This window comes from Mycoplasmopsis opalescens ATCC 27921, from assembly GCF_000712185.1.
GTDB classification, from domain to species: domain Bacteria; phylum Bacillota_I; class Bacilli_A; order Mycoplasmatales; family Metamycoplasmataceae; genus Mycoplasmopsis; species Mycoplasmopsis opalescens.
On record NZ_JOOB01000008.1, the window covers coordinates 37,544 to 52,233 of the forward strand.

10 protein-coding genes are annotated in these 14,690 nt (G+C 26.7%); 5 read left to right on the forward strand and 5 right to left on the reverse strand.

The window, feature by feature from the left end; all coding sequences use genetic code 4:
* Positions 1-35 precede the first annotated feature (35 nt).
* Complete coding sequence (locus T385_RS0100290) at positions 36-4,466, forward strand: PolC-type DNA polymerase III (RefSeq protein ID WP_029905458.1); 4,431 nt, start codon at positions 36-38, stop codon at positions 4,464-4,466.
* Between the two features lie 698 nt (positions 4,467-5,164).
* Here the strand turns inward: T385_RS0100290 and T385_RS0100295 are convergent.
* Together T385_RS0100295 and T385_RS0100300 are read right to left on the reverse strand one after the other, a co-directional pair.
* Positions 5,165-5,758, reverse strand: coding sequence for a hypothetical protein (locus T385_RS0100295; protein ID WP_029905460.1), 594 nt, complete (start codon positions 5,756-5,758; stop codon positions 5,165-5,167).
* Positions 5,759-5,801: 43 nt separating this feature from the next.
* On the reverse strand, positions 5,802-8,144 hold the full coding sequence (locus T385_RS0100300; RefSeq protein WP_029905462.1) for an OppA family ABC transporter substrate-binding lipoprotein: 2,343 nt from the start codon (positions 8,142-8,144) through the stop codon (positions 5,802-5,804).
* A 166-nt stretch (positions 8,145-8,310) separates the two neighbouring features.
* Here T385_RS0100300 and T385_RS0100305 point away from each other — a divergent pair, with 166 nt between their 5' ends.
* Positions 8,311-10,173: an MAG3240 family lipoprotein gene (locus tag T385_RS0100305; RefSeq protein WP_029905464.1), complete on the forward strand. Its 1,863-nt coding sequence runs from the start codon at positions 8,311-8,313 to the stop codon at positions 10,171-10,173.
* Positions 10,173-11,177 carry an HxHSH motif-containing lipoprotein gene (locus T385_RS0100310; RefSeq protein ID WP_029905466.1) on the forward strand — a complete coding sequence of 335 codons (1,005 nt, stop codon included), beginning with the start codon at positions 10,173-10,175 and terminating at the stop codon, positions 11,175-11,177. Before T385_RS0100305 ends, T385_RS0100310 begins: the two co-directional genes overlap by 1 nt.
* Positions 11,178-11,266: 89 nt before the next feature.
* Here the strand turns inward: T385_RS0100310 and T385_RS0100315 are convergent, their stop codons facing one another.
* Genes T385_RS0100315 through T385_RS0100325 form a run of 3 tightly spaced genes read right to left on the reverse strand, consistent with a single transcriptional unit; the run spans position 11,267 to position 14,001 of the window.
* Positions 11,267-12,430, reverse strand: a complete 1,164-nt coding sequence (locus T385_RS0100315) for an ABC transporter permease subunit (protein WP_029905468.1) — start codon at positions 12,428-12,430, stop codon at positions 11,267-11,269.
* Entirely contained in the window at positions 12,423-13,376 is a 954-nt protein-coding gene (locus tag T385_RS0100320) for an ABC transporter permease subunit (RefSeq protein WP_029905470.1), read from the reverse strand. The genes T385_RS0100315 and T385_RS0100320 overlap by 8 nt, the downstream gene beginning before the upstream one ends.
* 22 nt (positions 13,377-13,398) lie before the next feature.
* On the reverse strand, positions 13,399-14,001 hold the full coding sequence (locus T385_RS0100325; RefSeq protein WP_029905472.1) for a hypothetical protein: 603 nt from the start codon (positions 13,999-14,001) through the stop codon (positions 13,399-13,401).
* Positions 14,002-14,353: 352 nt separating this feature from the next.
* Between T385_RS0100325 and T385_RS03780 the strand changes: the two genes are divergently transcribed.
* Positions 14,354-14,464, forward strand: a complete 111-nt coding sequence (locus tag T385_RS03780; RefSeq protein ID WP_408633461.1) for a DNA-3-methyladenine glycosylase I — start codon at positions 14,354-14,356, stop codon at positions 14,462-14,464.
* Complete coding sequence (locus T385_RS03785) at positions 14,454-14,690, forward strand: DNA-3-methyladenine glycosylase I (protein WP_084276656.1); 237 nt, start codon at positions 14,454-14,456, stop codon at positions 14,688-14,690. The genes T385_RS03780 and T385_RS03785 overlap by 11 nt, the downstream gene beginning before the upstream one ends.

A 14,690-nucleotide genomic window follows, 5' to 3' on the forward strand; every position in this document is an offset into this window, starting at 1 on the left:
AAAACACAAAAAATACCTTAAATTTTAGGAGCGATATGTCAACGATTGAGAATAAGCGTTTTGCTAAATTTTGTTCTTTAATAAATTTTACAATCCCTATTGATTTACAAAAAACAGAGTTAATTAATCACACGTTAAGTGATGATAATTCCATTTTAGATATTGACATAAAATTTAATGACGAAATTTCGCCATATTCTTTTTTCTCATTCTTACTAGCCATAAAAAGATATCGTGATACTAAAATTGTTCCCAAATTTCATTTTGACATTTTGCAGTATAAAAAGGAAAATGTTGTCAAATTTATTGATTTCATAGTTGATAACAAAACTAAATATAATACGCTTAAAAACATTAATTTTAAAAATGAGCTCAAAGTGGTTGAAGACTATAATTACTGTATAAATATTACAGAAAGCAACGAAAGTGACTTAATTGTCCAAAGCATTGCTAATTTAGAATCTTCTTTAAAAAAATATGGATTTAATCTATTGAAACTATCTGTCAATGTTAAAAAATATTCCGATAAATCAATAGATGATTATTTAGAAGCAGACCATATTAAACAAAAAGAAATGCAAAAATATTTTGATCAATTAGAAGCGGCTTCTATTAACAATAAAAAAAATAATAATTTTGCATATGGAGGATTCAATAGTGGTACAGGCAAAAAGAGATTAAGAAAAATAAAAAATTTTATTTCAATATCTTTGGATGAGCTTGATGAACAGGAAGAATTCGCTGCTGTTATTTTACATGGGCAAATTTTTGCTACAGATAATTTAACCACTAAAAACCAAAAAGAAATTTATACATTTAGTATCAGCGACTATAAAGGCGCTTGCGATGTAAAGTGAATTTTGGACAAAAAGCTCAGCGATCAACAATTAAAAGAGTTATCTGTCAATAGTTGAGTTAAATTTTTTGGTAGCGTAAGAATTAATACATTCAATAATTCTAATGAAAAAAATGTTTTAGTGGACCATTACGAAATAGCTGAACCAATTTTTGGAGAAATAATTGATAAAAACGAAGAAAAAAGAGTCGAATTACATACCAGTTCTAAAAATAATACTATGGATGGCTTGGAGTTAGTAACCGATTTATTAGCTCACGCCGAGAAATTAAAAATGCCTGCAATGGCTATAATGGATGAAAACGGAGCGCAAAGTTATCCAGATGCATTTAACTTTGCGAAGAAAAAAGATATAAAAGTGCTTTATGGAACTGCGTTTTCAACAATTTTTAAAAAAAATGAGGCAATTTTAGGTCCCGTTCCTTCTGGAAATATTCGAGCCGCTGAATATGTTGCTTTTGACATTGAGACAACAGGTCTTTCCCCAAAATTCGATGAACTAATAGAATTTGGTGCGGTTAATACCAATAATATTTATGAGCAACCAAAAAATGAGTTTTTTATACAATCTCCTAAACTTATTTCTGCCTTTATTGAAGAAAAAACTGGCATTTCAAATGAAATGATGAAATCGGGTTTAGATATTAAAGAATCATTGCAAAGAATTTATGATACTTTGAATAATAAAATAGCAATAGCACACAATGCGTCTTTTGACTATAATTTTTTAAAAGAAAAATTCAGAGTTAATAATATGCCGTTTCCTAATGTGACTGTTATAGATACAATGATGGTGTCTAGAATGGTTTTTGATGAAACAAGGCATAATCTTAAGGCTTTAGCCAAAAGAGTTGAAATTGAGTATGACGATAGTGCAGCACACAGAGCCGGTTATGATGCAGAAGTCTTAGCTTTAGTTTGAATTAATTTAATTTCAATATTAGAAAACAATGGTATTTTTGACTTCAAATCACTTAATGAATTTTGCCCAGAACGCCTGTACAGACGTAAATTTAGCAACGAAATAACAACAATTGTGAAAACTCAAAAAGGCTTAAAAAAACAATTTCAAATGATTAGTGATTGTTTAACCACTAACTTTAATAACGGCCCCAAAACTTATTGAGAAGATATTAAAAAAAATGATGATATTTTGATTGGTTCATCAGGATTAAAAGGCCGCTTATTAGAAGATTATTTCTTTTCAAGCCATGAAAAATTTTTACAAACCTTAGAGTATTTTGATTATGTTGAATTACCAGCATTATCGACTTTAGAACATTGAATAGCTTATGAAAAAATTTCAAGGGGCGACTTAGAAAAAGGCTATAAAGATATAATTAAAATTTGCAAAGAAAAAGGAATTATCCCAGTAGCAACTGGTGAAGTAAAATATAATGCTAAGCATGAAAAAATTGCCTATGAAGTAGTTGTTTATGCTAAGGGCAAAAAAACAGTTTCAGACGATTACACACAGGTTGGAACCGAAGATAAAAATAATAAAAACCAAACAGCTCAGCGACACTTTTTATATGAACATTCAAAAGCAAAAAATCATACTTTAATTGTTCCTGACATGCATTTTTTAAGCACTGATGAGATGCTTGAGCAATTTAGTTTTTTAGGCGATCAAGAGCTAATAAATGAAATCGTTATTAAAAATACACAACTAATTGCTAATATGTGCGAGAAGATCGAGATTATCAAAAAAGACTTGTACACACCTAAATTCGACAATTCTCCAGTGAAATTAAAAGAACTTGTTTATAAAAATGCTCGTGAAAGATATGGCGAAATATTGCCTGATATAATTGAAAAAAGAATTGACGCAGAGCTAACACCTATTATTAAATATGGCTTCGATGTCATTTATTGAATCAGCCATAAATTAGTTCAAGCTTCTGTTGATGCCGGCTATATTGTTGGTTCTCGTGGTTCGGTTGGTTCATCAATTGTTGCGAGCTTAATTGGAGTTAGTGAAGTTAATCCTTTACCACCTCATTATTTATGTAATAATTGCAAATATTTTGAGATTGTAGAAGACAAAAATATTCAAAGCGGTTTTGATCTAGTTCCTCAAAATTGCCCAAAGTGCTCTAGCAAAATGGATTCCGATGGGCAGACCATTCCTTTTGAAACATTTTTAGGATTTAATGCCGATAAAGTTCCAGATATCGACTTAAACTTTTCAGGTGAATTTCAAAGTAAAATTCACGATTTAACAAGAGAATTATTTGGACATAGCCACACATTTCGCGCAGGGACAATTTCATCAGTTCAATCTCTAACTGCTTTTGGCTATGTAAAAAATTATGAGGAAGAAACTGGAAAAACCTTTTCATATGCTTTTAAAAACTTTTTAGCAGAGAAATTAGTTTCATTAAAAAGAACCACAGGACAGCATCCTGGAGGAATAATTGTTATTCCGAAGGAATTTGATGTTACAGACTTCACACCTATTAATTATCCAGCTGATGATACCAATAGTAGCTGATTAACAACTCATTTTGATTACAAAAAAATCCATGATAATGTTTTAAAACTTGACATTCTTGGGCACGATAACCCATCAATTATTAAAAAGCTTGAGGAATATACCGGTATAAAAATGAAGGATGTGCCTAAATATGATCCAGATGTCATCAGCTTATTTAACAATGTTGAAAAATTAAATATTAAACCAGAAGATATTGGCGGCGAAATAACAGGTGCATTAGGGATTCCAGAATTTGGAACCCCATTTGTTAGGGAACTTTTATCGCAAGCTAAACCAAAAAATTTCGCTAACTTAATTAGTATTTCAGGTCTTTCGCACGGTACCAATGTTTGATTAAATAATGCGCAAGATTTAATTATGAAAAAAGGGTTCACCTTGAGTAATGTAGTTTCTTGTCGCGATGATATTTTAGTTTTCTTACTAGGTTATGGTGTTCCACCCAAATTTGCCTTTGACATAATGGAAAAAGTTAGAAAGGGCAAAGGGATAAAACCTGAAGAAGAAGTCGAATTAAGAAAATATAATGTGCCTGATTGACAAATTGATAGTATGCAAAAAATCGCATACATGTTCCCAAAAGCACATGCTACAGCTTATGTTTTAATGGCTTGAGTTATTGCTTGATTTAAGTTATATAAACCACTAGCTTTTTATGCAACATTTTTTGGAATTCGTTCTCGAGCTTTTGATATTGAAACAATGGTTGACAAGCGCTATGGCATAAAAGCAGATTTAAAAATTAAAGAAATTGAAGCTATGGATCGTAAACTTAGAAAAGTTAAAGATAATGATTTAGTAGATACTTTGGAATTAGTTAGAGAATTTTATGCTCGCGGATTTGTTATTAAAAATATTTCTTTAGAAAAATCGCTTGATTATGATTGAATTATTTTAGAAGAGGAAAAAGCTTTAATTCCACCATTTATTGTAGTTGACGGTTTAGGTGGAACTGTTGCTGAATCAATAGTTAATGAACGCAAAATTAAAATGTTTTCATCACTTGAAGATTTTACGCGCCGCACAACAACAAATAAAACACTGATAGATAAAATGGATCAGCTTGGTGTTTTTAAAAATGTGCCCAGAACCGATCAAATTAGCTTATTCGATTAAAAAAACTTGCAAAAAGCAAGTTTTTTTTGAGTTTCGGAGTTTAAACTAAAAAAGTGAAATTTGCGCTATTTTATACGCAAAAATCGCTTTTTTTAATTTATTACATACCATTTTTAATAATTGTGTTTATTTCTTTAAATTTTTCAATGTTTGAAATAAATGGATTTATTTCTACAATTTTTTAGTTGCAGTTTTATTGTTTATATTTTGAGTGTATTAAAAACACAAATTTAATAGTGTTATCAATGATTCTAAATAGCTTTAGTTTTATACTTAAAGTGGGAAATGCAAGAATAATGAACTTTTAGAAATTGTAAAAATTGTATATAGAAAAAACAAAAAGTGTATTTTAACTAAAAATAACGGTCAATTTTACACTTTTTGTTTTTTATTCCGAAACTCAGGTATCAATGATTCTAAATAGCTCTAGTTTTATACTTAAAGTGGGAAATGCAGGTATAATGAACTTTTAGAAATTGTAAAAATTGTATATAGAAAAAACAAAAAGTGTATTTTAATTAAAAATAACGGTCAATTTTACACTTTTTGTTTTTTACTCCGAAACTCAGGAATAAAACATTGATAGATAAAATGGATCAGCTTGGTGTTTTTAAAAATGTGCCAAGAACCGATCAAATTAGCTTATTCGATTAAAAAAACTTGCAAAAAGCAAGTTTTTTTGAGTCATTTTTAATCTTTTAATTTAAATGTGAAATATCTAAATATATAATTTGCCTATCTTCCGCATTTCAAATTCCGTTTGTAATTCTATCCGGGCAACGAAGAACATATTCAATTGAAGGTATTTTTTTGTCACCTTTATCAACGAAAAATTCAAATTCCATTTTATGCCCACTTAAAAATGAAAAACCTTTATTTAAAGCTGATTTGAAAACAAAATATTTTTTAAATTTTTCATTTCCACTAAGTTTATCAAAATAATATTTCTTGTCTTTACTTTCTATTTTTCTCTTAGGATAAATAGAACTTTTTAATTCTTTGGCTATCTCTAAAAGCTCATTTAATGAAAGTTTTTTGCCTTCTTTAGTTAGCAAAAATTCAAAAGAATCCTTCACTTGTGACAATTGCGATGAATTTAAAAGTTTACCAGAGCCTTGTTCACCGGCGTTTGGGTTTAAATTTGTATTATTTAAAAGTTTACCAGAGCTTTGTTCACCAGCGTTTGACTTTAAATTTGTATTATTCTCATTTTTTTTATTTTGTGCACAAGAAATGGCCATAAGCGGCGTGATTGTATTAGCTAATAAAGGGATAAACCAATGTTTTTTCATATGAAAATTATATAACTATTTGTTTCTAATATGATATTTCCAATTAACCATTATTAATTGTTACATCTTGAAAAAATTCTAAGTTATTTCAGCTAAGTGGCTTAATTAAATGTTTTTGATAAATTACTTTGTCATAAGTGTTTAATTTAACTTTATTATTAAAGTTAAGTGTATAGCTAATTAAATTATTTAATTCATTAATTAATGATAATTGCTGTTCTACTGTTAAATTAGTTAAATAGTAAATAATTTTATTTTTATTTTGCTCCAAATTATTTTGATTATTAAATACATTCAATGATTTTATAAAAATAATAAGATCAACTAAATTTTTGTAGGATTCCTGATAAAGATTAATATTATTATCAATAGCTTTTAAAATTTGAAAAATATTATTTTGATGAGCATTTAATTGTTCAAACACATATTCCGCGGTAGTGCCTTCATGAAGATAAAAGGGTGCTTCCTTGTAAATTGAATTATTTTGTAAAAAGAATTCTTTATATTTTGCATAATCATCAATTATTGTGATGTCTACTTTCAACTTTTGGTGGATTGAATTTAAAATTTTAGTTATTAGTCCAATTTTAATATTAGTCGAATGATTATAATTATTAACGATGACGGGGATGTTGAAATATATATTTTCAATTTTATTAGTAGAATTTAAATATTCATTAATTATCGAATTTAAATTTTTGTGGATGACTTCATACCATGCTGATTTTATTTTTTCTTCAACGTTAATGACATGGGGATTATTGAGTTTGTCTTTGTTTTGGTATTGGAAAATATCTTTAATTTTCTTATTATTTTTATCAAAAATTATAGGTTTATTAACTTGATTATATGCATCTTTTAATTCCGAAATATTTATGCCTTTATTTTTAGCCGTTATTAGACTATTTTTAGGAGCTTGACTTAGTCAAACATTTTCATTTTCATTAATTAGACTAAAATGATTAATTAAATTATTAAATAAACTTTGAAAAGTTAAATTTTTAGGTTTTAGATCTATTGTTTCGTTTTCCAATCCATAGTACAACTCAAAAAATTGTTTATTTATATATTTTGTATTGATATTAGGGTTATGGTTTACGATAATTTTATTTGTCAAATGAAGTTTGTTATATTCTTGGCTATAAGAAAAATTATAATTTTGATAATTTCCTAAAATGAAGTTTTTTTCGTCTAATTCAAGCTTTTCATAGTCTATTTTGCTGATTATGTTCTGTCTAAAAGCATTTAGAGATTGCAACGAAAATGTAGAAGGAGATATTGGTAATGAATTATATTGTAGGGTAATTTCCCTTAAAGAAGATGCGTCATCACTATAATTTTTATTAATTTTTAATTTAGTAATATCGCTATTTAACTTATTAATGTAATAGTATCCAGCAAAGTATAAATTGTCTAAATTTTGGCCATATTGATAATATCATTCGATGCTTTTAGTTGGATTATTATATCTTTTTGCAATATATTCATAAGGCAATGCATCAAAAAAGTTTTGATCAATAAAAAGAAAATCAAAAATTGGTTCCATGTTTATATCTTTACCACTTTTAGTTCTTAAAATTATTTTATCATTTTCAAAATCTAATAATTTTTCAACATCAATATCATTTTGAATTAAATAATTATATAAATCAAAACTATGTTCTAAATTCATTTTTATAATATTGATTTTATCTAAATTAATATTATTTTGACTAGCAAAAATTTGCCTAAAACTACTGTGCCTTAGCATTTTTGATAGTAAGCCAAGCTTATATGATTTGTGGTTCAAGACATTATTATCATGCAACAACTTTCCATTTTTATCAACTCATATATTTCTTTTGGTTGCTATATCAATTTCCAAATAACTTGTGCTAGTAAGATTTTTTTTGAAGTTTTTATTATTGATAGATGTTAACTTACTAGAGGGAACGAACAAGAATGGCAAATTAAATCCATTACCTATGTTTTTTTTAGGTGTGAAAACACCTGGTTGTATTGAATTGCCTGAATAATCCACTTCATCAATAGCATCATTATCATATTTAACTGAATTATTTGCAGAGTTTATAGTGATTGACTTCACACCTTCAAATTTATATTTTAATTCCGATGGTCTAATAACAATGTTGTCTCTAAAGTCTATAATTGGCTGTTTTTGGGAAGAAATTCTAAATAATTTTGCAGAAGTCGATAGATTTATTTTATTTATATTTGTGCTTATATGGTTATCTATTAAATATCCATATTTACCATAGTCATTCGCATAATTATTTTTTTCAATATAATGATATTTATCAATATTAAAATCGTTTTTGTTGCATGATGAAACTAAAGGAAATATAGAAATTAATGGCACAATTGATAAATTTATTTTTTTATGCATTTAATCTCCTTTTACTAAAATTATAGTATTACAGTGCTTTAGGAAAGAAATATAATAAAAATATTTATTTTGTATATAGTTTTAGTTTTGCAATCCCAAATTAAAACAAACATAAAAATATATCTTTAATTCATAACCTTTTAATAATTTTATAAAATTATTAATAATGAGAACAAAATTCAAGCTTTATTTATCGGCCCTACCTTTAGGTTCAATGTGTCTAATTTCAGCCATAAGCTGTAATCAGCAAGCGAAAAAAGATGTATATTTAGATTTAGAAAAAACTTCTAGGGTTTTTTTAAATAGACTAACCTTAAGTCAAATTGCGACTATAGAAAAAGATAACCATATTTTTTATCATTTCGATAATGGGTTTAAAGAGCAATTTAATGATGTAAAAATTGAAGATAATAAGCTGTGGTTATTGCGAGGGTCTAAATGAATTCATTATGTTCCTGATTTTCCGTATCGTAAAAATTGAAAGCAGTTTGAAACAGAGAATAAAAATATCAGAATTTTTGATTCCGAAGAAAGAAGCGATATTAATAATTTTTTAAGGGAATATAACTTTGAATTAATCGATTCAGCTGGCAATTATAATGATGAATGATTTAATAATTTGTCTTTGGTTTGAGGCAAGGACTTTAATCGTCAAAGAGACCCTTATTTTGAAGATTTACAAACTATTATTTTTAGGATAAACCAAGACATTTATCTTAATTATGGGTTAATGAATCGCAAATATTTAGTTAATGCAAAAAAAGAAAGATATTTATTTACTAACTGAATACAACCTCAATATTTGCAAGCAACAGCTTTTTTAAATAATGATAATGAATCTCTTCGCAAAACATTTACAGAATTATTAAAGCTATACTTAAATAAATTTAATGTTAATGTTGCCAAAATCACTGTAGATTGGGAAGATTCGGAAATTAAAAAATCATTTTCAAGTAATACTAAATATGTCGCCTTTAAAATAAAAAGTATTTTAGATTGAAATAACAATGAACTAATGGATCAAAAGTATAAAGAAAATAAATATTATATAAATGGCTTTAGAAATTATGCGATAAATGGAAAATTTGGTGTTGGAACAAAAGGATTAATCGAAAAGCTGCCATTATTTACCGATTATATTGAAAACCCTTTGCTTTTAATTAACGGCAAAGAATATTTAAGTGTGGTTGATAATATTAATCACTTTATTAAGCCTGCCACATCAATTGATTATTGAAATTCAAAAGGCTTAATGAACTTATTTAGCCTTTTTAAAGATGAAATTTTAGAGATTAAGGTTCCAAAATATAGAGAAAATGAGGATTTAAAATACAAAATCATAGATTTTGAATTCACTAATTATTTTGACTCAAATCAAATTTTCAGGGCTATTGTTGAAGTTAATAAAAAAGATGGAACCAAGAAAAAATACGCTTGATTAAGCTCAAATTTTGATGATCATGGGCATAGGCTGAAAGGTCTTATAACTAAAAACAAGCCTCCTAAGGATCTAATTCCAGATGATATATATTCTTTTAAACCTCATAATACAGGTATAGATAAGGGCATCAAATTAGAGGATTTTGTGAGTGATGATATTAATGGTGCATTTATGGAAGCTTTAAAAAATGCTTCTGATAAGTTGAGCTTACTTTTTGGTTATTGAAATAATGATAGTAGGCAAAATTTTGATGTAAATTTACTGAATAATGAATCATATCAAATTAAGATATTTAATGCTTATTTAAACAATTATTTATTAGCTTATGCTTTGGAAAATGTAAAAAATCAAACTTTAAGCGGGGTGAAACGGATTGATATTAACTTAAAGCCGGAGTTAAATAAACTCGGTCAATTATATTTTGAACTAAATTTTATAGGTTTTGAAAATCCATTAGATTTTAAATATTATAGTAAAGGTGAAAAAACCATTGCAAAAGCGAGCTTATATTGAAACTTTTTTAAAGGTTATGACGCATTTAATTCAGATCATCTTTTTGATCTTATAGAATTTAGAAGGGAGAAATAATGGCTAAAAAAACATTTTTACTTTTAAGTTCAGTTAGTATTTCTCTTTTTCCTATTTCTACTTTATCATGCCAAAAATATCCTAATGATGATGAAAATTTAAATCTAGATGAATCTCGTGAAAATAAAAAATATAATAAAAAATTTATTTTTCAAAATGCTCCCACTAAAAAAATAATAAAAATTTTTAATGAGGAAACAACAAATTTATTTACACAAGTTAAACAAACTTATAGAAGTTATCGCAAAGATTACATTAACATTGTGAGAAAATTATCAGCTCTAAGTGCTAAAGTGTTAGAATTAATTAATGAACAAGGAAACCATGAGAATTCAGAAAAAATTAATGACTTTTATCTAAAATGATTGGAACCGCAAGGAGAAAATAAATGCGAATTAGCAAAAATTTTTGATAAATATACGCTAATCTTTCAAGATGTGGATGCTGTATTAAATGATGTTAATTTAGTTTTCGATAATCAAGAATTCCCTAAATATCTTCAAGTAATTGATGATCGTCTAAGTGGTAAAGATATTAATCTAGGGAGCCTACAAAAAGCAATAATTTCATCGTGAGAATTTTTAAAAAACCATGTGTACAATGAAGAAAAACTTTCTAAAATCGAAGATGTTGATAAAATCAATATTGAATCAGATAAAAACTCGCATTCCCACTCACATGCAATAATAAATTTGACCTTTGAAATGGGATTATGGCATTTAATCTTATCTAAAAATTTAAAACTAAAAGAAAAAATAGAAGAATTCAAAAATGATTTTGAAGTTTTAAGGGTTAATGTTGTTGAAAATATAGGACAAAAAAATTATGAAGATGACTTCAATTATTTAATAAGAATTTTTGAAGGTGATTTAAGCTTTAATTCAACCAATAATATTGTAGACAGCGCCTTTAGGTCAAATGCTAAGCAACAATTAGATAAAATTAAAAATATACTTATATCTATTGTTCAAAATCAAGGTTTAGATAGAAACATTATTAAATAGAAAATAGCCAAAAATGTTATTAAAATTCCTTTTGGCTATTTTCTATTTATGTTTTTTTTCTAAAAACACTGTAGTGCAGTAAAAAAAGACTACACAAGTTTAGGATTGAAATTATTTGCAAATGATGTGGATAATAATTTTAGCACCAAAGTAAAAACAAATATGATAGAGGAAATAGTTATCAAATATGCAGGATTTAAGTGAATTAAAATAATTGCTTCTTTTAAAACTGATCCAATATTTATGTTATTTGTTTCGTTAATAAAATCCAAAAAGGCTAAGCCTGAGGCAATTAAAATATTTATAGAAAATCTCTCAACCATAATTATTAATATGTCAGCATAAACATAAGAAAATATATGATTATAAGCTATTTTTCAATCTGAACTCCCTGTTGATTTGGCGGCCAATATAAATTCTTGTTTATACAAAATTATTACTTGATCAAGGCAAAATTTATAATAAGAAATTCAGCAAACTATTATTAAAGAGATTAATAAACTATATCAATTAGTTCCTAAGAATATAGATAATAGAAAGACTCAAATTATTTCCGGGATTACACTTAAAGCATCAATCAATTTAGTTAAAAATTTAACTATAAAATTTTTTCGATATAAATAAACAAACACAGCTAAATTGAAACCAAAAATAATATTAATAAAAATAGCTATAAATATAATTGCAAAAGTAACTCAAATTGATACGACAATTCGCGAATAAATATCTATACCTGCAGAATTAGTTCCTAAAAAAAGCCCTTGAGCTAAATTAATTTTGTTTTCATTCATCGAATTTATGGCCAAAATTAAATTGTAAGGATTGTAAATTAATGTCACGGTATCGGTGTGGATGGTTTGTTCTCCTCCTAAATCCCTTGCAGAATCAAAAGTTATTGAAAAAATTGGATTACGGTTAGCTTCATAAGCTAGTTTAGTTTCTATCTTTTCAATATTTCTTATAAAATCAAGCTCATATCCTCGTTGAAAACTACGTGTAATTTCTCGATTATATTCCGAAGGTAAATTATTAACTAGTGTTGTTTGGCTATCAATAGAGCTAATTGGACTATTCCTAATAAAAAAGGTTGCAAATAAAAGCGAAATTAGCAATATTCAAAACAAAATAAATAAAGTTAAATTTAATTTATTTCTAAAAAATCTTTCTCAATATTGCTTAAAAGGATTTTTTGAAATCGGATAACAACTATTGTTTCCTAGCTTTTTAGAAGCTAATGCAAAAGGATTAAACATGATAACCTCTTTTGCTTTTGAAAAATAAAATCTTTTCCTCCCTTAAGATCGGGTTCATTGTAAATAATATAATTTTGTTAATGAATAGAATTAGGGATAATAAAACAAAATTAAAGACAAAATAGAACATTATTATGTCTAGTTCTCCTTTCGAAAAAGCAAAAGATAATAATAAGCTTTGGCCCGGTATACTAAAAAGCCTCTCGATTAACAAGGAAACTGTAAAAAGCAATATATAAATTACAAAAAATAAGTTAATCTCACTTATAAAAAGCTCTTTTAGAACTATTTTGTTTAATAGTTTTGTTCTCGAAAGTCCTGTAGAGAGCGAGAATAAGTAATAATCTGATTTTAAAATTTCAATTGTTTTTTTTCTAGATTTTGAGAAAAAAATGGCCATTGTAGGGAATGATGTTATTAAAATAGGAACCAGCAACGATACAAACACTAACCTTTCGTTTAAAAACTGTGAAGGATAACCAAAAATTGGGGCATTTACCAATGCTAAAATAGCAATTATTAGAATAGGTAGTGAACCTAAAAAAGAAATAAGAATATTAATAACTGTGTCATAAGTAGTAAATAATTTATGTGCTGAAAAAATCCCTAATATATTGCCAATCATGAAACTAAAAATAAATATCAACAAACAAATCAAACAAGACCATTTAAATTGTTTTACATACAATACAAAAATATTTTTTTCGACTGTAGATAGCTCAATTGAGTAAATTTTTCCAGGGTTAAAAGTAATTAAATTTCAACTAAAAATTTTGAAACGGACTCAATAACTACTCGAAATATTATTGAAAGTTGATAAGTTTTTTTTGATTTGGGGTTCAATTAAAACGTTAATCGCAAAGAAAATAATGATTAAAGAGATAAGAAAAATAAACAAATAAAATGATATTTTTGTTATAAATTTTATAAACGTTTTTTTATTCATTATTCCTCCTTACATCATTTAATTATTCTTTTTTAAATCCAATAATTTCATATCTTTTAATTTGGTTGGCTAATTTGAATGATATTTCTAGGTGGATTATACCAAGCTCATCATGCGCATGCGTGGTTGGAGAAATTTTTAATTCATCTTTTTCATTAACATCTTTTTGATCAAAAACAATTGAATATTTTTTAAATATTTTTGTGGCGTCATTAAAATTATTTGCTTTTATTAATTCTGAAACTACTGTAGATGCCTTGTTTTCGTCTTGGTTTATGGCAACCTTCTCAATTATTAGGCCATAAAATTCTTGTTTATTTAGTGAATTAAAATTAGAAATCAAAGTATTTATTTTTTTAATTAATCCAGCATTATTTTTGTTTTTCTCTCAATTTGTAGGAAGTTTATTAATTTCTTCCAAAATTTCCTTAGCCTCGTTTTGTTGCGACTCCTCCGGAGAATATTTAGCAATTTTCTCTAATATTTTAATATCCACTTTATCTGTTGTATTGTTCTGGCGTGTTTCATCAGCTTTATCTGTTGCATTGTTCTTGCATGATAAATGTAAGGGAGCCAAAGCTAAAGGAATTAGAAATATGCTGAAACTTGGAATTCTTGTTTTCATTTTTTCCCCATAATCACTAGTGTTTATAGCGATGAAATTATAAGCTTTTTTTATTTAAAAAAAGATATACCACAATAATAAACTAGCTTTTTTGGTGAAATTAAAAAAGAGGAAAAGATGAAAAAACCAATTAAAGGTGGACTGGGTTGTAAATAATAATATAATGCAAAAATATCACGATGAGTTAGGCGGCAATCCCATTTATAATGATAAGTTATTATTTAAAATATTATGTTCGAAGTAATGCAATCAGGTTTATTTTGTTTAATAATTTTAGAAAAAAATAAATTCATTTATTGGTATATTTGGTAATTTTGAACCAAACAAATTAGATAAATAAAATGATAAGAAGATTGAAGAATTAATGAAGAGTGAAGCAATAATTCACAATCGTTTAAAAATTAAGACTGTAATCGAGAATGCGAAAGCGTATTTTAGAATTTTAAAGATGCATCAAATTTAACTCATTTTTATGCAAATTTGTTGAAAACAAGCCAATTATAAACGATTTATTTAATTATGAAGATGTGCCAGCGGCTTCTGATTTATCAGATTTAATCAGCAAAGACCTAAAGAGAGCGAGCTTAAAATTTGCAAACTCGACCATAGTGTATTCATTTATACAGCTCGTAGGAATGATTAATGATCATTTTAATTACTGTAGTTTTAAAAATATTCAAGTGGCTTAA